The sequence below is a fragment of the Pseudomonadota bacterium genome (assembly GCA_008501635.1).
GTDB lineage: Bacteria > Pseudomonadota > Gammaproteobacteria > QQUJ01 > QQUJ01 > QQUJ01.
Genome location: QQUJ01000017.1, coordinates 57006 through 83691 on the forward strand (window position 1 = coordinate 57006; position 26686 = coordinate 83691).

Sequence of the window (26686 nt, forward strand, 5' to 3'; positions counted from 1 at the left end):
AGAGGTTGTAGAGATGAATGCGGTAATTCAGGCACCGGCGCAAAGTCGCCATCTGTTGTCCGGTAACGAGGCGGTCGCCCGCGCGGTGTGGGAGTGCGGCGTGCGCGTCGCTGCCGCCTATCCCGGCACGCCCTCCACCGAGATTCTCGAGTACATCGCCCGCTACCCCGATATGTATGCCGAATGGTCGGTCAACGAGAAGGTGGCGTTGGAGGTGGCGATCGGTGCCTCCATGGCCGGGTCACGCGCCTTTTGCGCCATGAAGCATGTGGGCATGAACGTGGCTTCCGACGCCTTGATGACCTTCACCGTGACCGGCGCCGGCGCCGGCCTGGTGATTGCGGTGGCTGACGACGTGGGCATGTCTTCCTCGCAGAACGAGCAGGATTCGCGTTTCTGGGGTCGTTTCGCCCATATTCCGGTGCTGGAACCCGCCGATTCCCAGGAGGCGCACTCGATGATGCGCCAGGCTTTTGAGCTGTCCGAGCAGTTTCAGACACCCGTCATTTTGCGTATGACCACGCGCATCTGCCACGTCAAGGGCATGGTGACGGTGGGCGAGCGCGTCGCACCCAAACAGGAGACGGGATTCGTCAAGGATGCGGCGCACTGGGTGATGGTGCCCGGCAACGCCAAGCGCCGCCTGCCGCTGATGTACGAGCGCGAGGCGAAGCTGGCCGAGCATGCGGAAACCACCGAACTCAACCGGCTGGAAGAGGGCAGCGACAAGCGGGTCGGTTTTCTCACCTCGGGTCCGGCCTACATGCACATCAAAGAGGCGTGGCCTGATGCGCCGGTGCTGAAACTGGGGATCGGCTATCCGCTGCCGTTGCGCAAGGTGCGTACCCTGGCTGATCAGGTTGAGCATCTGGTAGTGGTCGAGGAGACCGAACCGCTGATGGAGCTCGAACTCAAGGCGGCCGGCATCGAGGTTCATGGCAAGGACATCCTGCCGCGCACCGGTGAGCTGACGCCCGATATCCTCCGCCCGGCCGTCAAGGGACTGCTGGGCGAGGCGGTATCCGAAGCGGAGCTGAAGCAGATGGCGGTCTTTCCGCGCCCGCCCACCATGTGCCCGGCCTGCCCGCACATGGGTGTTTTCTTTACGCTCTCGCGGATTCGCAATGTCACCATCTCGGGTGACATCGGCTGTTACACCCTGGGCGCCGGACAGCCCTGGAACGCGCTGGATACCACCATCGCCATGGGCGCCTCCATGGGTGTGGCGCTGGGTCTCGACAAGGGGCGTACCCCGCACGACGCCAACAAGCACATGGTTGCGGTGATCGGTGATTCGACCTTCCTGCACATGGGCATGCAGGGGCTGCTCGATATCGTCTACAACCGGGGCGATGTGACGGTGCTGCTGCTCGACAATCGCACCACCGGCATGACCGGTGGCCAGGATCATCCCGGCACGGGTCGCGATATCCGGGGCAACGAGGCGCCGCGCGTTGACTTCGCCCGGCTGGTGGAGGCGCTGGGTGTGAAGAAGGAGCGCATCCGGGTTGTCGATCCCTACGAGCTGCCGACGCTGTTCAAGGCGCTGCGCGAGGAGACCAGGATTCCCGAACCCTCGGTGATCATCACCGACCGGCCCTGTGTGCTCGTCGATTTCTACCAGCCGGTGCCGCCGCTGCGTGTCGCCGAAGAGAAGTGTACCGGCTGCGGCAACTGCCTCGATGTCGGCTGTCCGGCGATCACGGTGACGCGACGCGAAAAGGAGACCAAGCCGAGCGGCAAGGTGGTCGACCTCTCCTTCGTGCGCATCGAAACTGCCGCCTGTACCGGCTGCGACATGTGCGTCAAGACCTGCGCGCCCGAGGCCATAGTACCGACTATTTCCATTCAGTCCGCCTGAGAGCAAGAGAAACGAAATAGCGTGAGCGAGAGCAACGAGATTACCAATATCATGGTCGTCGGCACCGGCGGCCAGGGCGTCATGACCGCCGCGGAGATCCTCGCCGAAGCGGCCATCGACATGGGCTACGATGTCAAAAAGACCGAGGTCGCCGGCATGGCCCAACGCGGTGGCGTGGTCACTTCGCATGTGCGGTTTGGCCCGCGGGTGATTTCGCCGGTCATTACCGCGGGTTCCGCCGATATCGTGCTGGCCTTCGAAGCGGCAGAGGGCCTGCGCTGGAGCGGTCATCTGCGAGCGGGTGGCGTAGTGATGGTCAATACCCTGGAGCTGGTGCCGCCGGTCGTATCCAGCGGCGTTTTCGATTATCCCGTGGATGCGATCGACGAGATCCGCAACGCGGGGGTCAAGGTCTACGATTTTGACGCCGGGTCGATTGCGAAAGAGCTGGGCAATCTGCGGCTCGTCAATACCATCATGCTGGGGGCGATCGCCGACTACCTGCCCTTCGATGCCGAAGTACTGAAAAAGCGCATCGTCGAGCGCTTCCGGGCCAGAAAGCCTGAGCTGGCCGAGCTCAACGAGCGCGCCTTCGAAGCGGGTCGTGCCGCGGCGCGGGCCGCCGCCGGGATCGAAGCCTCTGCCTGAACCGGTGAGCGACGATCGCCAACGGCTCACGCAAGGCCTCGATGCCCTGGATCTTGCGCTCCCCGAGGCGGTGCAGACGCAACTGCTCGCTTTCCGTGATCTGCTCGCCCGGTGGAACCGAACCTATAACCTGACCGCTGTCCGTGATCCCGCGCAGATGGTCGTGCGCCATCTGTTCGACAGCCTGGCGGTAGCCCCTTATCTACAAGGCGAACGCATCCTCGATGTGGGCACCGGTGCGGGGCTGCCGGGCGTTCCCCTGGCGCTGGCGCAGCCGCAGCGGCACTTTGTGCTGCTCGACAGCCAGGCCAAGCGTGCACGCTTTCTGCACCAGGTGGTCATCGCGCTCGGCATCGCCAACATCGAGGTGGTGCAGGCGCGCGTCGAGGACTACCAACCCGACAGGCCGTTCGACACCATTGTTTCGCGTGCCTTTTCCCGCATCGCGGATTTTGTTCAACTGGCCGGGCGGCATTGCGCGGATTTCGGTGTGCTGCTCGCCATGAAAGGCGTGCAGAACGAGGTTGAGCTGTCCTGTGTTTCCGAACCGTGGCGCGTCGCTGAGATTATTCGCCTTGAGGTGCCGGGTCTCGCGGGCGAGCGCCATTTGATTCGAATCAATCGGCCGGTGCGCGGTCAAGCCAGTGACGAGCGTCGCTGACTCGTTCGGTAGCCAAAACAAAAAAGACTGAGGCGATCGATGCATTCTGCCATCAAAACCCTTTTGCACGGCATGGCGTTCGCGGTAATCGCGGGCTGCACCTCCAGCGTCGTGTACCAAGGTGAATCCGGTGTCGAAAGGCTCGAATATCACGCAACGTCACTCAACACTCACTGCCGCGATCCGCAGCTGGCCAAGCGGCTGCGCGCCATGGGCCCGCTCTACGCGATCGGCGCCTCCGTCTCGCACGGGCTCTTCTCCACCTCCTTCCCCTCGCTGATCCGGGATCAGATGTGTCTGGCGGACGCGCAGTACGACTCCGATTTCTATTTTCTCTTTGTCATCAAGCTCAACAGCAGCATTCTTGATTCGCTGCAAGAGCTGCGGCCGAATCTCATCGTCGCCATGGATTTCCCCTACCACTACGTCAAGATGCAGTACGCGGAGAAGGCCAAACCCGACCTGAAGAAATACATCCTCATGCTGCTGATGGATTGCGCGAGTGAATTGATCGACTGCAGCGAGGGGGGCGAATTCGAATTTCAGCGCACCGCCCGGCACCGCCCCACCGTGCTGACGGGCAGCATCTATTTCGACTGCCGGTCCGATGACTGGGCGGAGGATTGGGAGAAGGCGTTTCCCGACTACGAGGTGTGCCGTGAAGAGAACCGCAAGCTCAACGTCTATTTGCGTGAACTGGAGCGGGAGTATCCCAAGCTGCACGTACTGCCCGCCTACGAGATGTTCTCTGCACTGCACGATACCCCGGAGGGCGTGTTTCACTATGACGTCAATGGGGTGAAGGTCGATTTCAGAAAATCAGACCTCTTCTTCGACGGTTTCCACGCCTGGACCAACCCGGGCGCCTACGTGCTGGCCAACCTGGTGATCGATCATTTCAACCGCATCGGTCGCGAGGTATCGGGTGATCAGTTTACGGCAGTCCCCTATATCCCGTTGGAGTTGGACCGCTGACGTGAAAAACAGCGGGCGCGCACCCCGCCGATCTCTGTGGGCAGCGCTACATGCCCAGCTCTGCCTTTTCACGCGTCACGGCGTTGTCTTTTACTGACGGAATGATCGAGGGGATGGGTTTGAAGTGCTGGCGCGCCATTGCCAAAAGGTCGTCTGCCGCCCAGGCCGACGAGGCGCTCATGAGCAGCACCGCTGCGCTGGTCAATAAGGTCTTTCTCATTGGATCTTCTCCACTGGCCTTAAGTAAAAACAAATTCATCTGGGTACGCTTTGCGCGCCCGCGAACGTTCGCCTGCGGGCGCCACACTCTTGCCCTGTGCGGAGCGGGAACCCGGTTGTTGGCCGGGGCGAGGCAGGGCCGGATAGCCGATGACCGTCGGATCTTGATTTCAATGCAATGTGGTCGGCTATTGACGCGCCGTGCGCGTGGCTCGCTGTAATCCGGGGCGCGTGGTAAGGTATCCGGTCCCAAAATCGTCCGACGATGGGAGCAAGGGAGAGTCATGGGCAGAATCATCGCCGTCACCAATCAAAAGGGCGGTGTCGGCAAGACCACCACCAGTATCAATCTGGCGGCCTCGTTGGCGGCCGTGAAGCGCCGCGTGCTGCTGGTCGACATGGATCCGCAGGGTAATGCCACCATGGGGTGCGGGGTGGAAAAGAACGCGATCGAGCTGTCGACACTCGATGTGCTGGTGGGTGACGCAACGGTTTCTCAGGGCCTGGTTCAGGCGGGACGTTGCCGCTTCAAGTTGCTGCCCGCCAACGGCGATCTGACGGCGGCGGAGGTGGAGCTGCTGGAGATGCCGGAGCGCGAGAGCCGCCTGCGCATCGCCCTGGCATCGGTGGTCGATGACTTCGATTACATCATCATCGACTGCCCGCCGTCGCTCAATATGCTCACCGTCAACGCGCTGGTCGCGGCGCAGGGGGTGCTGATCCCCATGCAGTGCGAATACTACGCGCTCGAGGGTCTGACCGCGTTGCTGCAGACTGTCGAAAAGATCCGCGCCGCAGCCAATCCCGGGCTGAAGATAGAGGGACTGCTGCGCACCATGTACGATCCGCGCAACAACCTTTCCACTGACGTCGCCGCGCAGCTCGAAGAGCACTTCGGCGACAAGGTTTACCGCACCATCGTGCCGCGCAATGTGCGCCTGGCCGAGGCACCGAGTCACGGTGTTCCCGTGCTTCTCTATGACAAAACCTCACGCGGGGCCCTGGCCTATCTTTCCCTGGCCCGGGAGCTGCTGCAACGCAATGGTGAGTTGCCACCCGTCGCCGAAGCCAGCGCGTGACACACTCCGGTTCCTCCACCCAACGAGCTTTGATGCAGGGTTCAACATGACAACGAAGAAACGTCGCCTGGGGCGCGGACTCGATGCCTTACTGGCCGGTGTCAGCCCGCCAGCCCAAGGATCGGGCAGTGAGGGTGCGTCTGTCGATGGCGAGCTGCGCAACCTGTCGGTGGACCTCCTGCAGCGCGGCAAATACCAGCCGCGCCATAACATGCACAAAGAGAGCCTTGAGGACCTGGCCAGCTCGATAAAGGCCCAGGGCGTGGTGCAGCCGATCGTGGTACGGCCCATCGAGGGGAGTCGCTTCGAGATCATCGCGGGTGAGCGTCGCTGGCGGGCGGCCCAACTGGCGGGGTTGCAGGAAGTGCCGGTCGTGGTGCGTCACGTGCCCGATCAGGCAGCGATCGCCATGTCGCTGATCGAGAACATCCAGCGTGAGAATCTCAACCCACTGGAGGAGGCTCAGGCACTGGATCGTCTCATCGATGAGTTCGGCCTGACCCACCAGGAGGCGGCCGATGCGGTGGGCCGTTCCCGCGCCGCGGTCTCCAATCTACTGCGCTTGCTGGATCTCAATGAAGACGTGAAGCGCTTGGTCGAGGCCGGAGAGCTGGAAATGGGCCATGCCCGGGCGCTGTTGGGTCTGAACGGGCGCCAGCAGAGCGAAGTCGCGCGCAAGGTGGCAGCACGCGGCTCGTCGGTGCGTGAAACCGAACAGCTGGTGCGCAAGCTGCAGAGAGAGGCCGAACAACCGGCCAGGCAGCCGGCGCGGGTCGATCCCGACATCCTGCGGCTGCAGGATGATCTGGCCGAACGGCTGGGTGCCAAGGTCAATATCCAGCATGCGGCCAGCGGCCGGGGGAAGCTGGTGATCCAGTACAACAGCGTGGATGAACTGGACGGGATTCTGAATCATCTCAAGTAGAACTGCTGCACCTCACCATCGTACCGCCGAGCGGCGTAGTGTTCGAAAAACGGTCATTTTGTGCCCCGTTTGCCCCACGATGAGCGCCATCTGGGGCAATTATGAAGGGTTTTTATACCCTCATTATTGACCTCATGTTGCAGTGCACTTATACTTCGCGCGCCGGAAACGTGGTCCATTTCGACCTCGCTTTTCAAATGAAATCTTGTCGTTGCCCCGCGCTCCAGGACTTGCGCAGATGACTATCGAGGCGCACGCCCTGCAAAGCCGTTTGCGCCGCCTGTTGTTGACTCAGTTGGTCCTGCTGGGTGTGGTGGCAACGATCTATTTTGCCCTGAAAGGGGTGGCGGAAGCGGCTGCTGCGGCCTATGGCGGCGGTATCGCATGCGCCAACTCCGGTCTGCTGGCGTGGCGCGCGACGCAGACCGCGAAGGGCAAGGTACTGAACGCGCATCAAAGTATGCGGGTTCTGATCCGTACGGTTATCGAGCGCTACCTGCTGGTCGGGATGCTGTTTGCGCTGGGTATGGGGGTGCTGAAGTTGATGCCTCTGCCGCTGATGGTTGGTTTCGCGGTAGGGCTGATGGCACTGTTTGGGCTAGGCAAATCGACGCACGGTTGAACTGAGCTATGGCTGCTGAAGGCGAAACTCTCACCGCTTCCGGTTACATCAAGCACCATCTGCAGAATCTCACCTTTGGCCAGCATGCCGACGGCACCTGGGGCATTGCCCACGGCGCGGAGGACCTCAAGGCGATGGGCTTCTGGTCCATCAATCTCGACACCATGTTCGTCTCTATCCTTCTGGGCGTGCTGTTCCTGTTCCTGTTCCACAAAGCCGCCAAGCGCGCCACCTCGGGGGTGCCCTCGGGCCTTCTGAACTTCGTCGAGTGGATCATCGAGTTCATCGATGACAGCGTACGTGGCTCCTTCAGCGGCAAGAACAACATGGTCGCGCCACTGGCGCTGACGCTCTTCATCTGGATATTTCTGCAGAACCTGATGGACCTGATTCCCGTCGATTGGCTGCCTTGGGTGGCGGGCCTGATGGGCGTTCCCTATCTCAAGATCGTACCCACCACCGATCCCAACGCCACCTTTGGTATGGCGCTGTCGGTCTTCTTCCTGGTGCTCTATTACAGCCTGAAGGTGAAGGGTCCCGGCGGGTTTGCCGCCGAGCTGACTCTGCACCCGTTCGAGAGCAAGAATCCGGTGGTGAAGCTGCTCTTCATCCCGGTCAACCTGCTGCTCGAAGGCGTCAACCTCCTCGCCAAGCCGATTTCGCACTCGCTGCGTCTGTTCGGCAACATGTACGCGGGCGAGATGATCTTCATCCTCATTGCATTGATGTACAACGGCGGCATTGCCCTGGGTCTGTTCGGCGGTGTGCTGCAGTGGGGCTGGGCGGTGTTCCATATCCTGATCATTACGTTGCAGGCGTTCATCTTCATGACGCTGACCATCGTCTATCTGGATATGGCGCACCATGTGGATGAGCACTGATTACTGACAACCGGTTTATTTATTCGGTCTTTCTTGTAAGGAGAAAAAAATGGAGCAAGCGTTACTGTTTATCGCAGGTGCGTTGATGATGGGCCTGGGTGCTTTGGGCGCCGCCGTCGGCATCGGTATCCTGGGTGGTCGTTTCCTGGAAGGTGCTGCGCGTCAGCCCGAACTGATTCCCATGCTGCGTATCCAGTTCTTCATCGTCATGGGTCTGGTCGACGCCGTGCCGATGATCGCGGTCGGTATTGCGTTCTACGTCCTGTTTGCGGTAGCGGGCTAACGAATCGCTCCGATATCCCTCGGGCAATGATTACGAGGTTAGCGCATGAATATTAATCTGACGCTTTTTGGCCAGACGATCGCGTTCATCGTCTTCGTCTGGTTCTGTATGAAGTTTGTCTGGCCGCCGGTCGTCAATGCGCTCGAGGAGCGCAAGAAGCGCATCGCCGATGGCCTGGCTGCCGCCGAGCGCGGACAGCACGAGCAGAAGCTGGCCGAGCAACGCGTGGCAGAAAAGTTGCGCGAGGCCAAAGAGAAGGCGCAGGAGATCATTGCGCAGGCTGAACGCCGTGCGTCTGAAGTCGTGGAAGAGTCAAAGGGTCAGGCGCGTGCCGAAGGCGCGCGGCTGCTGGAGGCCGCCAAAGCCGAGATCGAGCAGGAGTACAACCGGGCCCGCGAAACGCTGCGCGCTCAGGTGGTGACCCTGGCGGTGGCCGGCGCCGGCAAGGTCCTGGCACGGGAGATCGATCCCAAGGCGCACGACGATCTGCTCAATGAACTCGCCGGGAATCTCTAGTCAACCCAAGGGCTGAACGCAAATGGCAGAACAAGTTACCGTAGCCCGTCCTTACGCCCAGGCCGTTTTCGAGATGGCCGGGGCCGGCAAGGATCTGCAGGGTTGGTCCGGGATGCTCGGCCTGCTGGTCGAAATCGTCTCGGTCAACGAGGTCTGGGAGGTCATCAACAGTCCGCGTCTGACTCGCGCCGCCATTGCTGATCTGTTGAACGAGATCGGCGGTAAGCGGTTCAACAAGGAGTTCAGGAACTTCGTACGGGTTTTGGCCGAGAACCGCCGTCTGGTGGTGGTCCCTGAGATCGCTGCGCTCTACGAGCAGCTGCGTGCCGATGCCGAAAGCCGGATTTCGGCCGAGGTGATTTCGGCACAGACACTTAGTGATGAGCAGAAGGTGAAGATTGCCGATTCACTGCGTAAGCGATTGGGTCGGGAAGTGGAATTATCCTGTTCGGTTGACGCATCCCTGCTGGGGGGTGCGGTCATACGGGCCGGTGACTTGGTCATCGATGGTTCGGCGCGCGGCAAGCTCGAGAAGCTGGCCGCACAGCTGGGCGGCTAATAAAGAGAGAAATCATGGCGACGCAACTCAATCCCTCCGAGATCAGCGATCTCATCAAAGAGCGTATCAAGAACTTCGAGGCCGTCACCGAGGCGCGCAGCGAAGGTACCGTGGTGAGTCTCACCGACGGTATCGTGCGTGTTCACGGTCTGGCTGATGCCATGTCCTACGAGATGCTGGAGTTCCCCGGCAATACGTATGGGCTGGCGTTGAACCTGGAGCGTGATTCGGTCGGTGCGGTGGTACTCGGCGAGTACAAGCATCTTTCCGAAGGCGACAGCGTCAAATGCACCGGCCGCGTGCTTGAGGTGCCGGTAGGCCCCGAACTGCTCGGGCGCGTGGTGAATTCGCTGGGCGAGCCGATCGACGGCAAAGGTCCGATCAATGCCAAGTTGAGCGACCCCATCGAGAAGGTGGCCCCGGGCGTTATCTCGCGTAAATCGGTCGATCAGCCGATGCAGACCGGCTACAAGGCGCTCGACGCCATGGTGCCCGTCGGCCGCGGTCAGCGCGAGCTGATCATCGGTGACCGCCAGACCGGTAAGTCGGCGATCGCCATCGACACCATCATCAACCAGAAGGGCACCGGCGTTAAGTGTATCTACGTCGCCGTCGGCCAGAAGAACTCCTCCATCGCGCAGGTGGTGCGCAAGCTCGAAGAGCATGGCGCCATGGAGCACACCATCGTGGTGGCCGCCGCCGCCGCCGAATCGGCCGCGCTGCAGTTCATCGCGCCCTATGCCGGTGCGACCATGGGCGAGTACTTCCGCGATCGTGGCGAAGACGCGCTGATCATCTACGACGATCTGACCAAGCAGGCGTGGGCCTACCGTCAGGTGTCGTTGCTGCTGCGCCGTCCGCCGGGCCGCGAAGCATACCCCGGTGACGTCTTCTATCTGCACTCGCGTCTGCTCGAGCGCGCCGCGCGCGTCAACGCCGACTACGTGGAGAAATTCACCAACGGCGAAGTGAAGGGCAAGACCGGTTCGCTCACCGCGCTGCCGATCATCGAGACCCAGGCGGGTGACGTGTCGGCCTTTGTGCCCACCAATGTCATCTCGATCACCGACGGTCAGATCTTCCTCGAGTCCGACCTCTTCAACTCCGGTATCCGCCCGGCCATCAACGCCGGTCTGTCGGTCTCCCGTGTCGGTGGTGCCGCACAGACCCCGATCATCAAGAAACTCGGTGGCGGTGTGCGTCTGGCGCTGGCCCAGTACCGCGAGCTGGCGGCCTTCGCGCAGTTCGCCTCCGATCTCGACGAGACCACCCGCAAGCAGCTCGAACGCGGTCAGCGCGTCACCGAGATGATGAAGCAAGCGCAGTACGCGCCCATGTCGGTGGCCGAGCAGGCGGTGGTGCTGTATGCCGCGAGCCAGGGCTACGTCGACGATGTGCCGCTGAAGAAGGTGGTGGATTTCGAGCGCGCCCTGATCAGTTACGCCCGTTCGGAAAAGAGCGAGCTGCTGGCCAAGATCAACGCCGATCCGGCTTACAATGACGACGTGCAGGCTACGCTGAAGGATCTGCTCGAGTCCTTCAAGTCCAACCACGCCTACTAAGCGGGGACGGTCATGGCAGTCGGAAAAGAGATTCGCACCAAGATCAAGAGTATCCAGAGTACTCAGAAGATCACCCGTGCGATGGAGATGGTCGCGGCCTCGAAGATGCGCAAGGCCCAGGAGCGCATGCTGGCCTCGCGACCGTATGCCGAGAAGATGGCCGCGGTAATCGGCCATCTCGCCCACGCCCATCCCGAGTACCGCCATCCTTATCTGGTGGAGCGTGAAACCAAACGCATCGGCATCATCATCGTCAGCACCGATCGCGGTCTCTGCGGTGGTCTCAATGCCAACCTGTTCCGCTCGTCGTTGCGCGAGTTGAAGGAGTGGCAGAACAAAGGGGTCGAAGTGGATTTCTGCGTCTTTGGACGCAAGGGCGCCGGTTTCTATAAACGGATCGGCGGCCACATCGTGGCGCAGACCGAGCACTTGGGCGATGCCCCGTCGATTCAGGATTTGATCGGTTCCATCCGTGTGATGCTCGATGCCTACGATGAGGGGCGCATCGACCGGCTCTACCTGTACAACAACCGCTTCGTCAGCACCATGACACAGGAGCCGGAGTTCAATCAGCTGCTTCCCATCACCGGTGCGGAGGAAGAGAACCTCACGCATCACTGGGATTACATTTACGAGCCCGATGCCAAACAGGTGCTCGATGAACTGCTGATGCGTTTTATCGAGTCCCTGGTTTATCAAGGGGTGGTCGAGAACAATGCCTGTGAACAGGCGGCGCGCATGGTGGCGATGAAGGCGGCCTCCGATAACGCGGGCGAGCTGATCGACGAGCTGCAACTGGTCTATAACAAGGCGCGCCAGGCGGCAATCACGCAGGAAATTTCCGAGATCGTAAGCGGTGCTGCGGCTGTTTGATGGCGCAGGGCTGCAAAGAGCGAATTCATAGAGTTTTCAGTTAGAGGATCAAAGCGATGAGCACTGGAACAATCTCGCAGATCATCGGCGCGGTGGTGGACGTTGAATTTCCCCGCGAGCAGATGCCCAAGGTTTACGACGCCCTGTTCGTGGATGAGAACGGTCTCACCCTCGAAGTGCAGCAGCAGTTGGGTGACGGAGTGGTCCGCACCATTGCCATGGGCTCCACCGATGGCGTGCGTCGCGGCGTCGAGGTGACCAACACCGGCGCACCGATCCAGGTACCGGTGGGCACCGCAACTCTCGGGCGCATCATGGACGTGCTCGGCAATCCGGTCGATGATGCTGGTCCCGTCGAAGCCGACAAGAAGATGTCGATCCATCGCGAGGCGCCCGCCTTCGCCGATCAGTCTTCGGCCATCGAGATCCTCGAAACCGGCATCAAGGTTATCGATCTGATCATGCCCATCGCCAAGGGCGGCAAGATCGGTCTGTTCGGGGGCGCCGGCGTCGGCAAGACCGTGACGCTGATGGAACTGATCCGCAACATCGCCGTCGCGCACAGCGGCTATTCGGTGTTCGCCGGGGTCGGTGAGCGTACCCGTGAGGGCAACGACTTCTACCACGAGATGAGCGAAGGCGGCGTGCTCGACAAGGTCGCACTGGTCTACGGTCAGATGAACGAGCCGCCGGGCAACCGCCTGCGTGTGGCGCTGACCGGTCTCACCATCGCCGAGAATTTCCGCGACGAGGGTCGCGACGTGCTGCTGTTCGTCGACAACATCTACCGCTACACCCTGGCCGGCACCGAGTGTTCGGCGCTGCTGGGTCGCATGCCCTCCGCGGTGGGTTATCAACCGACTCTCGCCGAGGAGATGGGTGTGCTGCAGGAGCGCATCACCTCCACCAAGACCGGCTCCATCACTTCGTTCCAGGCGGTGTACGTGCCGGCGGACGACTTGACCGACCCCTCGCCTGCCACCACCTTCTCGCACCTGGATGCCACGCTGGTGCTGTCGCGCCAGATCGCCGAGCTGGGTATCTACCCGGCGGTCGATCCGCTCGACTCCACCTCGCGCCAGCTCGATCCGCTGGTGGTGGGCCAGGAGCACTATGACGTCGCCCGTAACGTACAGGGCACGCTGCAGCGCTACAAAGAGCTGAAAGACATCATCGCGATCCTGGGTATGGACGAACTCTCCGAAGAGGACAAACTGATCGTGACCCGCGCACGCAAGATCCAGCGCTTCCTGTCGCAGCCCTTCTTCGTCGCCGAGGTGTTCACCGGATCACCGGGCAAGTACGTCACCCTCAAGGAGACCATTCGCGGGTTCAAGGGTATCGTTGATGGCGAGTATGACAATCTGCCCGAGCAGGCCTTCTACATGGTCGGCGGTATCGAGGAAGCGGTCGAGAAGGCCAAATCCGTCCAGTAACACTGCAACTGCCACCATCACGGGGGTAGGCTAGAGATGGCTATGACAATACATGTGGATATCGTCAGCGCTGAGACCTCGATCTATTCGGGGCCGGCCGAAATGGTGTTCGCGCCGGCCGTCATGGGCGAATTGGGCATCGCTCCGCGACATGCGCCGTTGATGACCCGCCTCAAGCCGGGCGCCGTACGCATTCAGGTACCGGGCGGCGAAGAGGAGAGCGTGTTTATCTCCGGTGGGATGTTGGAGATCCAGCCCCATGTTGTTACGGTGTTGGCTGATACGGCGATTCGCGCCCACGATCTGGATGAGGCCGCAGCGCTGGAGGCCAAGCAGCTGGCGGAGAAGAACCTGTCCGATCGCAAGTCCAACATCGATTACGCCAAGGCTCAGGCCGAGCTGGCCGAAGCGGTCGCTCAGCTGCAAGCCATAGCGGCACTGCGCAAGAAGCGGCGCTAGTCGTCAATGTAATCGGGGAGGCGGGTCTCGCGACCCGCCTTTTTTTTGCCAATGGGGTGGTCAGGCTGGGCACCCTGGCGTACCGGGATAGGAACCATGACCGATCAGAGTGCCGTCGTCGCCACCGGAAAAGCGGTGAGCTTGACGTACACGATACACGAGGTGGGCGGGGGTTTGCTGGAGCAGGTGGATACGCCGGTCACCTATCTGCACGGCTCCGGGCGGCTGCTACCCAAAGTGGAAGCGGCGCTGAACGGTAAATTGGCGGGAGACAGCCTATCCGTGGAGGTCAGCAGTAGTGAGGCTTTCGGTCCCCACGACAGGGAACTCACCTTCGTCGACGATCTTGACAACGTCCCCGACCAGTTTCGCCATCTCGGAGCCGAGGTCGAGATGACCAACGACAGGGGCCAGAAGCGTACCTTTGTCGTCACGGTGATTGAAGATGGCAAGCTGACGCTCGATGGCAACCATCCCTACGCCGGTAAAACCCTGCAGTTCCATGTCACCATCCTGGAAGTGCGTGATCCCACGTCACAGGAACTCGAATCCCTGGGCGGTGTTACCCGCCACTGAGTGACCCGCTTTCAGGAACCGCCCTTTCGCCGCTCAGGCTGCCCCCTTACAATGCGGCCATGACCGAAGCACAGCGCTCTCCCCTCAGTGTCGTGATCCTGGCCGCCGGCCAGGGAACCCGCATGCGCTCCCATCTGCCCAAAGTGCTTCACGGCCTGGCCGGGCGTCCGCTGCTGGGGCATGTCATCGGTACTGCCCAGGCGCTTGATGCTGCCGCGATTCACGTTGTTTATGGTCACGGTGGGGAACAGGTGCGTGAGGTGTTGGGATTGCCCGCCGTGAATTGGATCGAGCAGACTGAGCAACTCGGAACCGGTCATGCGGTGGCCCAGGCCACGCCCGCAGTGCCGGCCGATCACCGGGTACTCGTGCTCTACGGCGATGTACCGCTGATCACGGCAGAGACCTTGCGGCATCTGGTGGCGGCCGGCGGGTCGGGAGCGGTCAGCCTGCTTACCGCCGAGTTGGCGGATCCCCAAGGGTACGGACGAATAGTGCGCGGTGTGGACGGCAATGTGCTGGGTATCGTCGAGCAGAAGGAGGCAACACCACAGCAGTTGGCGATCCACGAGATCAATACGGGAATGATGAGTGTACCGGCGAAAAGTCTTCAGCAGTGGCTTGCGCGCTTGGGCAATGACAATGCCCAGGGCGAATACTATCTCACCGACATCATCGCCATGGCGGTCGCCGATGGGGTGGCGGTGCATACGGTGCGCGCACCATCGGAAGATGAAATACTCGGCGTCAACGACCGGGTACAGCTCGCTTACCTGGAGCGTCGTTATCAACTCCGCCAGGCGGAAAAACTGATGCGCGCCGGGGTAACGCTGAGCGATCCGGCGCGCATCGATATTCGCGGCACGGTGGAGGCTGGTCTTGATGTCGTGGTCGATATCGATGTGATCCTCGAGGGACGCGTGGTGCTTGGCGACAACGTTCGGGTGGGCGCGCACTGCCTGCTGAAAGAGACCGAGGTCGGTGCCGGCGCCGTGATTCATCCGCACAGCGTCGTCGAGCAGGCGGTCATCGGACCCGGCTGTCAGGTTGGTCCGTTTGCCCGGATTCGTCCCGACACGGTGCTCGAGGCGGGCGCGCGTGTTGGTAATTTTGTCGAAATCAAAAAAAGCACCGTCGGCGAAGGCAGCAAGATCAATCATCTTTCCTACGTCGGTGATGCGATCATCGGCCGCGAGGCCAACATCGGCGCAGGATGTATTACCTGCAACTATGACGGCGCCAACAAGCATCAAACGGTTGTCGGCGATCGCGCCTTTATCGGTTCCGATACCCAATTGGTAGCGCCGGTCGAGGTGGGTGCGGATGCGGTAATTGGTGCCGGCTCGACCATCACGCGCGCCGCGCCGCCGGGTGAGTTGACCGTCAGCCGGGCCCGGCAAACCACGATCCGCGGTTGGAAGCGGCCGCAGAAAAAGCCTTCCCGGTAAAACTTTCAGGTCGACTACCCGCCGGCAATCGGTAAAAGGGATCTTGTATGTGTGGAATCGTCGGCGCGATCGCGCAGCGTAACATTACCCCGATACTGGTGGAGGGGCTGAGGCGCCTGGAGTATCGCGGCTATGATTCCGCGGGTATCGCAGTGCGTGATGACTCTGCGCGCCTGCAGCGCATTCGTTCCGTCGGCAAGGTCGCCGCACTGGAAGAGATGCTCGAGAAGACCCCGGTGGTGGGATCACTGGGTATCGCGCATACGCGCTGGGCAACCCATGGCATGCCGGCAGAGCGCAATGCCCACCCGCACATGAGTGGTGAGCAGGTGGCAATCGTTCACAACGGCATCATTGAAAACCACGCCGAGCTGCGCGCCGAACTTGCTGCAAAAGGCTACGTGTTTTCCTCGGAAACGGATACCGAGGTAATTGCCCATCTGCTCGCCGAGTTGCTCACACATGCGCCGACTCTGCTGGAAGCGGTGCGCGCCGCGATCGCAAAGCTGGTGGGGGCTTATGCGCTGGCCGTGATTTGTCCCAATGATCCCGATCATCTGGTGGTGGCGCGTGCCGGCAGTCCGTTGGTCATCGGTTTGGGCGATGGCGAGCATTTCGCCGCCTCCGATGTCTTCGCGCTGCTGCCACATACTCAGCGCTTTATGTTTCTCGAAGAGGGTGATGTTGCCGAGATTCGCCGCGATGGCGTTACGATCATCGATGCCGAGGGCCTACCGGTCGAACGTGCCGTCAAGGTGTCACAGGTCTCGGGTGCCGCGGCGGAAAAAGGTCCCTATCGCCACTACATGCTCAAGGAGATCTTTGAGCAACCGGCGGTCATCGCGGAAACTCTGGAAGGCCGTATCTTCAAAGGACGTCTGCTCGAAGAGAGTTTCGGTCACGATGCAAAACTCTTGCTCGACCAGACCCGGCACGTGCAGATTGTCGCCTGCGGGACCAGCTATCACGCCGGACTGGTGGCGCGTTACTGGCTGGAGGAAATCGGCATATCCTGCAGCGTCGAGGTGGCGAGCGAGTTTCGCTATCGCTCCGCACATGTACCGCAAGGTTCGCTGTTCGTCACCATCTCGCAATCGGGTGAGACCGCCGATACGCTCGCCGCCCTGCGCGGATCCAGGCAGATGGGCTATCTCGGCAGCCTCAGCATCTGCAACGTGGCGGAGAGCTCTCTCGATCGTGAATCCGACGTCACGCTCATGACCCGCGCCGGTCCGGAAATCGGGGTCGCTTCCACCAAGGCCTTTACCACCCAGCTGGCTGCACTACGCTTGCTCACCATCGCGCTGGCGCGTCGTTGCGGGATGAGCGGCGCAAGAGAGCGCGAACTGGTCGAGGAGTTACACGCGCTGCCGCGTCAGATCGAAGTGGTACTCAGCCTCAATGATGCGATTGCGGAGATGGCCAATGCCTTTGCCGACAAGCAGCATGCGCTGTTTCTTGGGCGTGGCTGTTTCTATCCCATCGCGATGGAGGGCGCGCTGAAGCTGAAGGAGATCTCCTACATCCATGCCGAAGCCTATCCCGCAGGCGAGCTCAAGCATGGTCCGTTGGCGTTGGTGGATGCGGAGATGCCGGTGGTCTGCGCCCTGCCCTTCGATCCGCTGCTGGAGAAGGTGCTCTCCAATCTTCAGGAAGTCAGGGCTCGCGGTGGTGAGCTGTTCCTGTTCAGCGACCAGCGCATCACGATCAATCTCGACAAGTATCAGAAGCTCACTCTGGCGGACATCCATCCCAGTACCGCCCCGATCGTCTACACGGTTCCGCTGCAGTTGCTCTCATATCACGTGGCAATACTTAAAGGCACCGATGTCGACCAGCCGCGCAACCTTGCGAAGTCGGTTACCGTTGAGTAGCTGAACCTGCGTATCAAGCCCAGGAAGCGTCTCGTGCGGGAGGAACCCGCTTTTTCCATGATTAATGGCGTCCGGGCGAGGGGAAGCCTTAGCGAAAAGGCCAGAATGACCAGTATTCTGGTCATGAGAGCTCTTCATGGCTATTATCGCAGTCATTTTCTGTTGACTTTTCTTTAGAAAATGGCTACTAAAACAGTCACGAAACTATTTTGTGACTATTTCAGCGGTCATTATTGATTGAGTTAGCAAATGGCAAAGGAAAGGACATATTCGCGATACACGCGTGAGGCGGCCGTCTTGCTGGGCAAGCAGGTCCGGCTAGGGCGCAAGCAGCGTAAATGGACCGAGCTGGAACTCGCCGACCGCGCCGGTATTTCGCGGGCGACGTTACAGAAGATTGAAAAGGGCGATCTTAATGTTGCCATCGGGCTCGCGTTCGAAGTTGCTGCACTCGTCGGGGTCAGACTATTCGATGAGGAGCGTACGTCGCTGCCGGCCCATCTTGCCCGAACCGAGGATAAACTGGCGCTGCTGCCTGCCGCTGTCCGCAGGCATAGAAAGACGGTAGATGATGACTTCTAACGGAGCTTACCGAGAAGCCTATGTCTGGATATGGCTGCCTGGCGAAACTACGCCGGTCGTGGCAGGCAAGCTTAGCGCCGACGGCGATAACCTTATATTCAATTACGGCAAGAGTTATCTGGCGCGGTCTGACGCCGTCGCCATCTACGAACCCGAACTTCCTTTGCAGACAGGGGCCATCCCTTTGCAGGCGGGATTGGACATGCCTGCCTGTATTCGGGATGCCTCACCCGACGGCTGGGGGCGGCGTGTCATTGTCAACAGAAAGCTTGGCCACAAGGGTGCGCAGGCCGACACACAGAACTTCGATGAGTTGACCTATCTTCTGGAGTCCGGCTCAGATCGTATGGGGGCGCTGGATTTTCAGCGTTCCGCCACCACATACGAACCGCGTGAAATGGGCAAGGCTACACTGGAAGAACTCGTGCAGGCCGCCGACCTTGTTGAGAAGGGCTTGCCGCTGAGCCCGGAGCTCGACCAGGCTTTGCGGCATGGGACGTCCCTGGGCGGAGCGCGGCCAAAGGCGCAGATCAACGATGGTGATAAGAAATACATCGCAAAATTCTCGTCAACGACCGATCTGTATAGCCTTGTAAAGGCAGAGTTCATTGCTATGCGACTGGCATCGCGTGCAGGACTCAATGTTGCATCCGTATCGCTGACCAGCTCTTTGAACAAAGACGTACTGCTGATCGAGCGTTTTGATCGCATACATGCGGCGGCAGGGTGGCGGCGTAAAATGATGGTCTCTGCCCTCACCATGCTCGCCCTCGATGAAATGATGGCGCGCTATGCCAGCTACGAAGACCTCGCGGAAATCATTCGTCACCGCTTTGCCGATGCGCGCACCACGTTGCGGGAGCTTTACTCACGGCTTGTCTTCAACATCCTGTGCGGCAATACAGACGATCACGCGCGTAATCACGCCGCCTTTTGGGACGGCAGAGAGCTTACCTTGACCCCGGCCTACGATATCTGTCCGCAAGGCCGGACCGGTAATGAAGCTTCGCAGGCCATGCTGATAGCCGGTGAGAACCGTATGAGTCGGATCTCTTCCTGCCTGAGTGCCATGAGACATTTTATGCTGTCCCGCGAGGAGGCCGTTGCCATCGTTGAAAATCAACTCTCTCTTATCATCAATCATTGGCATGTCGTTTGTGACGAGGCTGTTCTCAGCGTTACCGATCGTGCGTTCCTATGGGGCCGCCAGTTCCTTAATCCTTTTGCCTTTGAGGACCTCGATGGCGACGTCGCCCACCTGAAAGCCATAGCCGACAAGGCACGCGCTCAGTAGTTTCTCCACTCACCGGATTTTCGCGTAGCCGCCTGCAACCCCCTTTACGGGCATACAACTTCTTCCGGGAGGGATGCGGTGTTTCATCAAGGCATTCATACGAGATCTCCGCCAGTGATCGTTACGCCATACAAAGACAGTTCGCCTTTATGTGCCATGAATGCCAACACTTTCGAGACAAAGCGAGGTTGATAAGAAACCCAAATTTCATTGAAGCAGGCGTACCAATCGATGAGTTTGCGCAACGCATGCTCCTCTGAAACACGGATGTAGTGTACCTGCTGTCCGCCCCTAAGGCGCGGCGCATTTTTGGCACTGTAAAAACCGGGACACCCATTAGCCGGCTCCAGGCGGGCGGCCAAGCTGTGTGTGGTTGAGCGGTATACTCGACAATTCACGAGTCTGATCAAGGAAGTAAATGTCATCAGGGCACCGTAGAGTTCAAGTTCTGTTCTGTGAATGGTGGCTTTGCCTTTGACACTACGTCGTAAGAAACCGCTCATACCGTTGCGCGAGCAAGGCGGCATCAGGTTGTAGGTCCTTGGAACGCGGAACCCATAGCTTCTGCTCGTGCATCCCCTTGAGACCGTGCAACAGCATAGGACCATCGCTTTCCTCAAGAATGCTCTTTCTGACCTCAATGACGTAATCCGGCCGGATGCCGATGAACTGCCGATCAAAGGCGGCGTGGTGAAGCTTGCAGAGGGCGAGGCCGTTGCGTACCAACGGTTCGCCGCCCGGGGCGGAATCGGGAATGATGTGGGCGGCATCCAGGAGCTCTTCGTGGCGCAGCCGGCACATGGCGCATTGCTCTTGGTAGGCACGCAATACTCGCTCCCGGAATGAACGCTGGTGCAGGCGCTGCCGAACCGAAGCCGTGATGTAGGAGCGCCGTGCTGCCGTCGCGTCATCCTCGATACGGTATTCAGCCACCTGTTGGCCGAAGCCGGGGCTCATATACTGTGCGTCATCCACCTCGACCATGAAGGTCAGTGTCTCTGGATTGTCGCCGACGATAAACACAGGCCACACTGCCAAATATTTCGCTTTGACGATGCGGAAGAAATACACCAGCGGGATGCGATGCAGCATCGCGTGACGGAGTCCGCGGTTGTCTACATGCTCGGGATTGGTACCGCGATAGCGATAGCGCAGCAGTCCGTCGGTAGAGAACCCGTCTTCATAGGGACCGGAGGGAATGGTGGTGATGGAGAGCGGAACGCCCATGATCCGTGGTTTGAATATCCCCTGTGGTCCCAACAACGGTACGCGCTCGCCGCGAAAATCGAAGCCCTGCGCCAGCACATTTCTCGGCAGGACGTCTCCGTGGAGCGCGAGCTGCTGGCTCAGCCAGTCGAAGGCTGCGCGGCGGATGTAGGAGTCTGTCATCCGGTCAGGCATTCGGAGCTCCAATCATTTCAGTCCTGCGAAAATTCGTATTCCAGAACTTTGGGATCGCACCTCGCGATAGTACCGCGAAGGCGACTAGAGTGCCGAGATTGGCGGAGATCGAGATCGAAACCGCGCAACCTCTCGGTGTGGCGAAACAACCTGTTTTTCGATATTGGGTAGATAGTCGCTCGCAAGCACCTTTTCCACCGCATTAAGCGCACTCAAAGATCGGAGGCGGCATGGCGTACGCAATGCCGCAGAGCCAGCAGACCTTTGCGTTGATGGGTGCGGCGGTACACATGCCATCCCGTTATAGCGCCTAGCGTTGGCCGGCACGATGATCGGGGGTGGCCATCGCCCTGTTCGCCTAACGAGCGCGTATCCCGACTGACACACTTTCCCGACCGGGGTATTCAAACGTCTATCTCCAACGTGATATTTTGCAAGAAGATGCGCCCCGCTTGGGGCACCGAGCGTGGGATGATCCATGTCCATGACCATTCGCCATTCCCGTATTGCAGGGTTCCTCGTGGGTCTGTCGCTGTTCGTCGCGGCGAATGCGCAGGCCGCGGTCGAGGGGGTTCCGGAGGCGCGCGACCTGAGCGTGTTTTCCAGTCCCACAGCGCGCTCCGGGCTGCCGCTGCTGCTGGTCTTTACGGCAGACGGCTGCGGCTATTGCATACGGCTGGCGGACGAGGTATTGGTCCCGATGATCCGCAGCGGCGAGTACGACGAGCGGGCGACGATCCGTGCGGTCAATCTGAGCCGCGCATTGCTGGTCGATTTTACCGGGGCCAGTGTCGCTCCGTGGGAGTTCGCGCGCCGATATGACGTCAAGGTCACTCCCACCCTGATCGTGGTCGATCGTGAGGGAACACCGCTCGCCAAGCCGCTGGTGGGGTTGGGGACCAGTGAGTACTTCGAGCTGAGCATCGCCGAGGTGCTCGATGAGGCGGCTGGAGTTCTCGCGCGACGCGGAGCCTTACCGGCAGTGCGCGGATCGCCATAATGATCGGTCTGCGCGCCTGGATCGCGGTGTTCGTGCTGCTGGGCGGCACCGCGGTGTCGGCCGCCGAGCAACTGGTCTCGATCGGGATACTGACTCACCGCGGCAAGGAGCCGACGCTGGCCGCCTGGGCGCCGACGGCCCAGTATCTCAGCGAACAGGTGCCTGGACATCGTTTCGTGGTCACCCCGCTCGGTTTCGATGACGTCGATCCCGCGGTGGCGGCACTGGCAGTCGATTTCATCCTGGCCAACTCCGGTATGTATGTCGATCTGGAGGTGCGCCACGGCGTATCGCGCATTGCCACACTCTACAATCGGCGCAGCGACAATCAGCGTTACAACGTGTTTGGCGGGGTGGTTTTCACCCGCGCCGATCGCAGCGATCTCGAGGGGCTGAAGGAGTTGCGCGGTAGTCGATTCGCCGCGGTACACCCCATTTCACTGGGCGGTTACCAGATGTCTTTGCGTGAACTGCACGCATTGGGAATCGATCCGCAGGAGGACTTTCAGGTCCTGGATTTTCTTGATGTACACGATCGCGTGGTTCGGGGTGTGCTCGATGGCACGTACGATGCCGGTACGGTACGTACCGATATCCTTGAGCGCATGGTGCTGGACGGCAAGATCGAGGAGAAACAGTACCGCGTCATCAACCCGCAACCGTATTCGGAGGACTTCCCCTTCGTCCGCAGCACGCGCCTCTATCCCGAGTGGCCTTTTGCCAAGGCGCGCCACACCAGCAACGAACTGGCCCAGAAAGTGGCGGTCGCGCTGCTCAGCATGCCGCGCGACCATCCGGCGGCGCTGGCCGGGCGCTACGCGGGTTGGACAGTTCCGCTGGATTATCAGCCGGTGCACGAACTTTTCAAGGAGCTCAATCTGGGCCCCTACGCTACCCTGGAGAGGGTGACCCCTGAGGCCGTGTGGCGTAAATACTGGTACTGGATAGTCGCCGCCATGCTGCTGCTGTTGGCAGCGGTCAGCATCGCGACGTGGATCATGCGCCTGAACCGCGAGTTGGAACGCGCCAAGGCGGGTCTTGAGCGCCGCCATGAGTCGATATTGAGTTCGGTTGGCGAAGGCGTTTATGGAGTTGACCTGGAGGGCCGCTCAACCTTTGTCAACCCGGCCATGGAGCGCCTGACCGGGTGGAGCGCCGAGGAGCTGATCGGGCAGAAGCAGCACGACCTGTTGCATCACACCAAGGCAGATGGCAGCGCGCACCCACGCGAAGAGTGCCCGGTCTATCTCACCATGCGCGACGGCCGGCAGCGCCAGGTGGAGGATATCTTCTGGCGTAAGGAAGGCACCAGTTTTCCGGTGGAGTTCACCAGCGCACCGGTCAAAGACCTAAAAGGTAAGATCGTCGGTTCCGTGGTCGTGTTTCGCGACATTACCGAACGCCGCGAGGCGGAGGCGGCCGAACGCAACCGCCAGACCGAAATCGCCCATGCCGCGCGCCTCAGCACCATGGGCGAGATGGCCACCGGAATTGCCCATGAGGTCAACCAGCCGCTTTCGGCCATCGCCAATTACACGGCCGCGTGCATCCGCATGCTCAACTCGGAAGAGTACTCGCGCGAATCGTTGTTACAGGCCATGCAGCTGACCGCGCGTCAGGCACGGCGGGCGGGTGAGATCATCCGCCGCATCCGTGCCTATATCCGCAAAGCGGGGCCGGCGCCCAAACCGGTGGACATCAACGCGCTGGTTCGAGAAGTGGTGGGGCTGCTGACGCCCGACAGCCAAAGACAGGGTATCGTGATCGACCTGATGCTGGATCCCGGTCTGCCGCGTGTGCCGGCCCACGCGATCGAGATTGAGCAAGTCACGCTCAATCTGGCGCGCAACGCCATCGATGCCATGGCCGGCGCCGAACAGGATCCAATGATCCTGACGATCTCTACCCTGATGGGCGGTGACCGGGAGGTGGAGGTCAGGGTCAGCGATTGTGGCGTAGGATTTCACGGTTCGGACAGCGAGGCGGTCTTCACTCCCTTTTTCACCACCAAATCCTCCGGAATGGGGCTTGGACTTTCCATCAGCCGGCGCATAGTGGAATCTCATGGTGGTCGATTGTGGGCTACCGCCAATGAGGATCGCGGTGCCACCTTTCACTTTTCCCTCCCCCTTAGAGAACAGGTCGCGGCATGAGCGAAAAACCGATCGTGTTTGTGGTCGATGACGATGAAGCGGCCCGGGATTCCCTGGGTTGGCTGGTACGCTCGGTAGGGCTCGAGGTGGTGACATCGGCATCCGCGGCGGAGTTTCTGAAACGTTTCGATCCGGGTCAGCCGGGGTGCCTGATCCTCGATATCCGCATGCCGGGCATGAGTGGGCTGGAGCTGCTGAACAGGCTGCAGGAGCTGCATGCCGTATTACCGGTGATCATAATCACCGGCCATGGCGACGTGCCGATGGCGGTGCGCGCCCTCAAGGCGGGTGCCATGGAGTTCATTGAGAAACCGTTCAACGATCAGGAACTGCTTGACTGCGTTCACAGGGGAATTCAGAAAGATGTCGAACGTCGCATCACGATCCAGCAGCGGCAACGGGTCATCGAGCGCTACGAACAGCTCACTCCGCGCGAGCGCGAGGTGATGTCCGGCGTGGTTGAAGGGCTGCCCAACAAAGTGATCGGTCGCAAGCTCGATATCAGCGTCAAGACGGTGGAGGCTCACCGCGCCCGCATCATGGAGAAGATGCAGGCCAGTTCGCTTTCTCAGCTGGTGCGCATGGCCTTGACACTGGAATCTCACGCCAGCGAGAGCAGCCACGCGACGCACGCCTGAGGGGCGGGCAGTGTGGCCCGGCGCGTCTGTCCCGTTGGACGGGCACTGCGCTCGCCATACCATCTCGATGTTGGCCACTCGGCCAGTGCCACCTCCGGTTCTTACCCGACAGCCGCACCATAAGGGTTTTCCCTGATATCAGTACTGGAAAGCGCGCTAACGGTGTCGCGTTCCACCGGTTCAAACAAGTATTCACACCCCTGTATTCCCCGTCAAAGTTGGTCTTAACTACTAAGGAACCCCTGATTAAGTCTGGTTAGGCGAGAGTGTTGTTCAGAAGGCTCGAGTTCAAGGCGGAAGGCGCAGGTAATAGCGGGCTATTGCCAAGTTGTCCAACACCGAAATCGCACCTTCCGGGCAACAGAATCACTGAGCAGGACTTGATCAGGGGTTCCCCAAATACAGTCAGTAATCGATTGGCGGGAATACCGTTAATTTTCATGTCGCAGATCCGGGAGGAGAGTATGGACAAGTCACGCAGAGACGCACTAAAGGCCGGCGGCAGCATCGGCCTGCTTTCGGTGCTGGTAGGTTTAGGGTTGGTGAATCCGGGCGTTGCCCTGGGATCAGAGTGGCGCAAGGGTGTCTTCGGTACCAAGAACATCGCCGATGCGCTCAAGGAGCTGGGTGTGGCGCAGCCGGAGATGAGTGACGCGATCGTGATCACCGCGCCCGATATCGCCGAGAACGGTGCCATGGTGCCGATCGAGGCGGTCTCCAACATACCCAATACGCAGACCATCGCTTATCTCGTCGAGAACAATCCCACGACGGTCGCGGCGGTGTTCGACATTCTCCCCGGCACCATGCCGGAGGTGCGTACACGCGTCAAAATGGCCAAGACCTCGAACGTCATGATTCTGGTCAAGGCGGATGGCAAGGTCTACGCCAACCAGAAGGAAGTCAAGGTGACGCGTGGCGGTTGCGGTGGTTGACACACGCAATTGATTGCAACTTGAACTCAAGACATCGCGAGAAGAGGCAGCTATGGCAAATCCAATGAAAATCCGTGCAGCAGTGCAAGGCGACGTGACCGACGTCCGCGTGCTGATGGCACACGATATGGAAACAGGTCTTCGTAAGGACTCCTCCGGTAGCCCCATCCCGGCTCACTTCATCCAGCTGGTCACTGTCAAGCACAACGGGAAAGATGTTTTCTCTGCCCAATGGGGTACGGCAATTGCCAAGAATCCCTTTGTCGCTTTCAAATTCAAGGGTGGCAAGGCGGGCGACAAGATTCAGGTGAACTGGGTGGACAATACGGGCGATACGCGCACCGATGAAACGACCATCCGCTAACCGTTATCGCTGGGGTGTATTTCTACGTCTAAACAGATCTGGAGAGGCAGCATGAAAACACTAAAAGCTTTAGTCGCCATGTGCGGCTTGCTGATAGCCGCCAATGCCAGCGCGCAGAGCGCGGTATCAGAGGAGTTTCAGAAGTTTCGCAGCATAATGGAAGAGGACAACCCGGCCGAGTTGTTTGAAGCCATCGGCGAGGAGTACTGGTATACCAAGGCTGGACCCAGGAACGCATCGCTGGAGGCCTGCGATCTCGGTCTCGGCCCTGGCGTTATCAAAGGCGCCTACGCGCAAATGCCGCGCTATTTTGCCGATGTCGATCAGATCATGGATGCCGAGACCCGCATCGTTCACTGCATGGAGACCCTGCAGGGCTTCAGCCATGAAGAGGTCACCAAGCAGCCGTTCAGCAACGACAAAGGCACGCCCAACCATGTCTCGGTGCTCACCTATGTCGCCTCGCAGTCGAAAGGGATGCCGATCGCCCTTCCACAATCGCATCCCAAAGAGCGCGAGGCCTACGCGGTGGGCAAGGAGATGTTCAACTATCGTGCCGGCCCCTACGATTTCTCCTGCGCCACGTGCCACGGTACCGAAGGCAAGCGCATCCGTATGCAGGACCTGCCCAATCTCACCACCAGGGATGGCGCAGCCAAATCGGTCCTCGGCTGGCCGGGTTACCGCATCACCGGTGGGCGCATGCTGACTCTGCAGTGGCGCATGAATGACTGCTTCCGTCAGCAGCGTTTCCCGCAGCCGAAGTACGTTTCCGAAGCGGTTTCCGTCCTGTTGACCTACATGGGTGTAACCGCTAACGGCACGATGTATACCGGTCCCGGTATCAAGCGTTGAGGGTGGA

At 60.3% G+C, this 26686-nt stretch carries 27 protein-coding genes; 26 read left to right on the forward strand and 1 reads right to left on the reverse strand.

Going from position 1 to position 26686, the window contains the following annotated elements:
- Nucleotides 1–13: 13 nt before the first annotated feature.
- From DWQ09_08420 to DWQ09_08515, 20 genes are all read left to right on the forward strand, one after another.
- Nucleotides 14–1861 (forward strand): indolepyruvate ferredoxin oxidoreductase, encoded by a 1848-nt coding sequence (locus DWQ09_08420; GenBank protein KAA3628155.1) that lies wholly within the window; start codon nucleotides 14–16, stop codon nucleotides 1859–1861.
- Nucleotides 1862–1882: 21 nt separating this feature from the next.
- The gene (locus DWQ09_08425; protein ID KAA3628156.1) at nucleotides 1883–2509 is read left to right on the forward strand and encodes an indolepyruvate oxidoreductase subunit beta; all 627 of its coding nucleotides are present in this window, start codon (nucleotides 1883–1885) and stop codon (nucleotides 2507–2509) included.
- A complete protein-coding gene (locus DWQ09_08430) occupies nucleotides 2502–3170 on the forward strand; it encodes a 16S rRNA (guanine(527)-N(7))-methyltransferase RsmG (GenBank protein KAA3628428.1) in 669 nt (222 codons plus the stop codon). Before DWQ09_08425 ends, DWQ09_08430 begins: the two co-directional genes overlap by 8 nt.
- Before the next feature lie 39 nt (nucleotides 3171–3209).
- Complete coding sequence (locus tag DWQ09_08435) at nucleotides 3210–4145, forward strand: hypothetical protein (protein KAA3628157.1); 936 nt, start codon at nucleotides 3210–3212, stop codon at nucleotides 4143–4145.
- A gap of 503 nt (nucleotides 4146–4648) precedes the next feature.
- The gene (locus tag DWQ09_08440; GenBank protein KAA3628158.1) at nucleotides 4649–5443 is read left to right on the forward strand and encodes a ParA family protein; all 795 of its coding nucleotides are present in this window, start codon (nucleotides 4649–4651) and stop codon (nucleotides 5441–5443) included.
- Between the two features lie 46 nt (nucleotides 5444–5489).
- Nucleotides 5490–6368: a ParB/RepB/Spo0J family partition protein gene (locus tag DWQ09_08445; protein KAA3628159.1), complete on the forward strand. Its 879-nt coding sequence runs from the start codon at nucleotides 5490–5492 to the stop codon at nucleotides 6366–6368.
- A gap of 238 nt (nucleotides 6369–6606) precedes the next feature.
- Nucleotides 6607–6990, forward strand: coding sequence for an ATP synthase subunit I (locus DWQ09_08450; GenBank protein KAA3628160.1), 384 nt, complete (start codon nucleotides 6607–6609; stop codon nucleotides 6988–6990).
- 8 nt (nucleotides 6991–6998) lie between these two features.
- A complete protein-coding gene (locus DWQ09_08455; GenBank protein ID KAA3628161.1) occupies nucleotides 6999–7871 on the forward strand; it encodes a F0F1 ATP synthase subunit A in 873 nt (290 codons plus the stop codon).
- 49 nt (nucleotides 7872–7920) lie between these two features.
- Complete coding sequence (locus DWQ09_08460; protein ID KAA3628162.1) at nucleotides 7921–8154, forward strand: F0F1 ATP synthase subunit C; 234 nt, start codon at nucleotides 7921–7923, stop codon at nucleotides 8152–8154.
- Nucleotides 8155–8199: 45 nt separating this feature from the next.
- A complete protein-coding gene (locus DWQ09_08465; protein ID KAA3628163.1) occupies nucleotides 8200–8670 on the forward strand; it encodes a F0F1 ATP synthase subunit B in 471 nt (156 codons plus the stop codon).
- A gap of 22 nt (nucleotides 8671–8692) precedes the next feature.
- Entirely contained in the window at nucleotides 8693–9229 is a 537-nt protein-coding gene (locus DWQ09_08470) for a F0F1 ATP synthase subunit delta (GenBank protein ID KAA3628164.1), read from the forward strand.
- A gap of 14 nt (nucleotides 9230–9243) precedes the next feature.
- On the forward strand, nucleotides 9244–10791 hold the full coding sequence (locus DWQ09_08475; GenBank protein KAA3628165.1) for a F0F1 ATP synthase subunit alpha: 1548 nt from the start codon (nucleotides 9244–9246) through the stop codon (nucleotides 10789–10791).
- Between the two features lie 12 nt (nucleotides 10792–10803).
- Nucleotides 10804–11664, forward strand: coding sequence for a F0F1 ATP synthase subunit gamma (locus DWQ09_08480; protein ID KAA3628166.1), 861 nt, complete (start codon nucleotides 10804–10806; stop codon nucleotides 11662–11664).
- Nucleotides 11665–11720: 56 nt separating this feature from the next.
- Nucleotides 11721–13100 (forward strand): F0F1 ATP synthase subunit beta, encoded by a 1380-nt coding sequence (gene atpD, locus DWQ09_08485; protein ID KAA3628167.1) that lies wholly within the window; start codon nucleotides 11721–11723, stop codon nucleotides 13098–13100.
- Nucleotides 13101–13136: 36 nt separating this feature from the next.
- Nucleotides 13137–13559, forward strand: a complete 423-nt coding sequence (locus DWQ09_08490) for a F0F1 ATP synthase subunit epsilon (GenBank protein KAA3628168.1) — start codon at nucleotides 13137–13139, stop codon at nucleotides 13557–13559.
- 96 nt (nucleotides 13560–13655) lie between these two features.
- On the forward strand, nucleotides 13656–14135 hold the full coding sequence (locus DWQ09_08495; GenBank protein KAA3628169.1) for a peptidylprolyl isomerase: 480 nt from the start codon (nucleotides 13656–13658) through the stop codon (nucleotides 14133–14135).
- Nucleotides 14136–14194: 59 nt separating this feature from the next.
- Nucleotides 14195–15583, forward strand: a complete 1389-nt coding sequence (glmU, locus tag DWQ09_08500; protein KAA3628170.1) for a UDP-N-acetylglucosamine diphosphorylase/glucosamine-1-phosphate N-acetyltransferase — start codon at nucleotides 14195–14197, stop codon at nucleotides 15581–15583.
- 47 nt (nucleotides 15584–15630) lie between these two features.
- A complete protein-coding gene (glmS, locus tag DWQ09_08505; protein ID KAA3628171.1) occupies nucleotides 15631–17457 on the forward strand; it encodes a glutamine--fructose-6-phosphate transaminase (isomerizing) in 1827 nt (608 codons plus the stop codon).
- A gap of 249 nt (nucleotides 17458–17706) precedes the next feature.
- Nucleotides 17707–18039 carry an XRE family transcriptional regulator gene (locus DWQ09_08510; protein KAA3628172.1) on the forward strand — a complete coding sequence of 111 codons (333 nt, stop codon included), beginning with the start codon at nucleotides 17707–17709 and terminating at the stop codon, nucleotides 18037–18039.
- Nucleotides 18029–19333 (forward strand): type II toxin-antitoxin system HipA family toxin, encoded by a 1305-nt coding sequence (locus DWQ09_08515; GenBank protein KAA3628429.1) that lies wholly within the window; start codon nucleotides 18029–18031, stop codon nucleotides 19331–19333. The genes DWQ09_08510 and DWQ09_08515 overlap by 11 nt, the downstream gene beginning before the upstream one ends.
- Nucleotides 19334–19813: 480 nt before the next feature.
- Here DWQ09_08515 and DWQ09_08520 read toward each other — a convergent pair whose 3' ends face one another.
- Nucleotides 19814–20734: an HNH endonuclease gene (locus DWQ09_08520; GenBank protein KAA3628173.1), complete on the reverse strand. Its 921-nt coding sequence runs from the start codon at nucleotides 20732–20734 to the stop codon at nucleotides 19814–19816.
- Between the two features lie 478 nt (nucleotides 20735–21212).
- On the opposite strand from DWQ09_08520, the gene DWQ09_08525 reads away from it, so the two are divergent.
- From DWQ09_08525 to soxA, 6 genes are all read left to right on the forward strand, one after another.
- Entirely contained in the window at nucleotides 21213–21734 is a 522-nt protein-coding gene (locus DWQ09_08525; protein ID KAA3628174.1) for a hypothetical protein, read from the forward strand.
- Entirely contained in the window at nucleotides 21734–23887 is a 2154-nt protein-coding gene (locus DWQ09_08530) for a PAS domain S-box protein (GenBank protein KAA3628175.1), read from the forward strand. The genes DWQ09_08525 and DWQ09_08530 overlap by 1 nt, the downstream gene beginning before the upstream one ends.
- Nucleotides 23884–24525 (forward strand): DNA-binding response regulator, encoded by a 642-nt coding sequence (locus DWQ09_08535; protein KAA3628176.1) that lies wholly within the window; start codon nucleotides 23884–23886, stop codon nucleotides 24523–24525. Before DWQ09_08530 ends, DWQ09_08535 begins: the two co-directional genes overlap by 4 nt.
- A gap of 464 nt (nucleotides 24526–24989) precedes the next feature.
- Nucleotides 24990–25460, forward strand: coding sequence for a thiosulfate oxidation carrier protein SoxY (gene soxY, locus DWQ09_08540; GenBank protein ID KAA3628430.1), 471 nt, complete (start codon nucleotides 24990–24992; stop codon nucleotides 25458–25460).
- A 52-nt stretch (nucleotides 25461–25512) separates the two neighbouring features.
- A complete protein-coding gene (soxZ, locus tag DWQ09_08545; protein KAA3628177.1) occupies nucleotides 25513–25824 on the forward strand; it encodes a thiosulfate oxidation carrier complex protein SoxZ in 312 nt (103 codons plus the stop codon).
- A gap of 51 nt (nucleotides 25825–25875) precedes the next feature.
- Nucleotides 25876–26679 (forward strand): sulfur oxidation c-type cytochrome SoxA, encoded by an 804-nt coding sequence (gene soxA / locus DWQ09_08550; GenBank protein ID KAA3628178.1) that lies wholly within the window; start codon nucleotides 25876–25878, stop codon nucleotides 26677–26679.
- Nucleotides 26680–26686: the final 7 nt, after the last annotated feature.

What these genes read in the sequence shown, in the direction of transcription:
- DWQ09_08440 (KAA3628158.1), top strand. Translation starts at nt 4,649, where the DNA reads ATGGGCAGAATCATCGCCGTCACCAATCAAAAGGGCGGTGTCGGCAAG.
- glmS (KAA3628171.1), top strand. Translation starts at nt 15,631, where the DNA reads ATGTGTGGAATCGTCGGCGCGATCGCGCAGCGTAACATTACCCCGATA.
- DWQ09_08450 (KAA3628160.1), top strand. Translation starts at nt 6,607, where the DNA reads ATGACTATCGAGGCGCACGCCCTGCAAAGCCGTTTGCGCCGCCTGTTG.
- DWQ09_08490 (KAA3628168.1), top strand. Translation starts at nt 13,137, where the DNA reads ATGGCTATGACAATACATGTGGATATCGTCAGCGCTGAGACCTCGATC.
- DWQ09_08470 (KAA3628164.1), top strand. Translation starts at nt 8,693, where the DNA reads ATGGCAGAACAAGTTACCGTAGCCCGTCCTTACGCCCAGGCCGTTTTC.
- DWQ09_08455 (KAA3628161.1), top strand. Translation starts at nt 6,999, where the DNA reads ATGGCTGCTGAAGGCGAAACTCTCACCGCTTCCGGTTACATCAAGCAC.
- DWQ09_08475 (KAA3628165.1), top strand. Translation starts at nt 9,244, where the DNA reads ATGGCGACGCAACTCAATCCCTCCGAGATCAGCGATCTCATCAAAGAG.
- DWQ09_08510 (KAA3628172.1), top strand. Translation starts at nt 17,707, where the DNA reads ATGGCAAAGGAAAGGACATATTCGCGATACACGCGTGAGGCGGCCGTC.
- DWQ09_08535 (KAA3628176.1), top strand. Translation starts at nt 23,884, where the DNA reads ATGAGCGAAAAACCGATCGTGTTTGTGGTCGATGACGATGAAGCGGCC.
- DWQ09_08460 (KAA3628162.1), top strand. Translation starts at nt 7,921, where the DNA reads ATGGAGCAAGCGTTACTGTTTATCGCAGGTGCGTTGATGATGGGCCTG.
- DWQ09_08515 (KAA3628429.1), top strand. Translation starts at nt 18,029, where the DNA reads ATGACTTCTAACGGAGCTTACCGAGAAGCCTATGTCTGGATATGGCTG.
- DWQ09_08525 (KAA3628174.1), top strand. Translation starts at nt 21,213, where the DNA reads ATGTCCATGACCATTCGCCATTCCCGTATTGCAGGGTTCCTCGTGGGT.
- DWQ09_08420 (KAA3628155.1), top strand. Translation starts at nt 14, where the DNA reads ATGAATGCGGTAATTCAGGCACCGGCGCAAAGTCGCCATCTGTTGTCC.
- DWQ09_08465 (KAA3628163.1), top strand. Translation starts at nt 8,200, where the DNA reads ATGAATATTAATCTGACGCTTTTTGGCCAGACGATCGCGTTCATCGTC.
- DWQ09_08530 (KAA3628175.1), top strand. Translation starts at nt 21,734, where the DNA reads ATGATCGGTCTGCGCGCCTGGATCGCGGTGTTCGTGCTGCTGGGCGGC.
- soxY (KAA3628430.1), top strand. Translation starts at nt 24,990, where the DNA reads ATGGACAAGTCACGCAGAGACGCACTAAAGGCCGGCGGCAGCATCGGC.
- DWQ09_08480 (KAA3628166.1), top strand. Translation starts at nt 10,804, where the DNA reads ATGGCAGTCGGAAAAGAGATTCGCACCAAGATCAAGAGTATCCAGAGT.
- DWQ09_08435 (KAA3628157.1), top strand. Translation starts at nt 3,210, where the DNA reads ATGCATTCTGCCATCAAAACCCTTTTGCACGGCATGGCGTTCGCGGTA.
- DWQ09_08495 (KAA3628169.1), top strand. Translation starts at nt 13,656, where the DNA reads ATGACCGATCAGAGTGCCGTCGTCGCCACCGGAAAAGCGGTGAGCTTG.
- soxZ (KAA3628177.1), top strand. Translation starts at nt 25,513, where the DNA reads ATGGCAAATCCAATGAAAATCCGTGCAGCAGTGCAAGGCGACGTGACC.
- DWQ09_08445 (KAA3628159.1), top strand. Translation starts at nt 5,490, where the DNA reads ATGACAACGAAGAAACGTCGCCTGGGGCGCGGACTCGATGCCTTACTG.
- soxA (KAA3628178.1), top strand. Translation starts at nt 25,876, where the DNA reads ATGAAAACACTAAAAGCTTTAGTCGCCATGTGCGGCTTGCTGATAGCC.
- glmU (KAA3628170.1), top strand. Translation starts at nt 14,195, where the DNA reads ATGACCGAAGCACAGCGCTCTCCCCTCAGTGTCGTGATCCTGGCCGCC.
- atpD (KAA3628167.1), top strand. Translation starts at nt 11,721, where the DNA reads ATGAGCACTGGAACAATCTCGCAGATCATCGGCGCGGTGGTGGACGTT.
- DWQ09_08520 (KAA3628173.1), bottom strand. Translation starts at nt 20,734, where the DNA reads ATGCCTGACCGGATGACAGACTCCTACATCCGCCGCGCAGCCTTCGAC.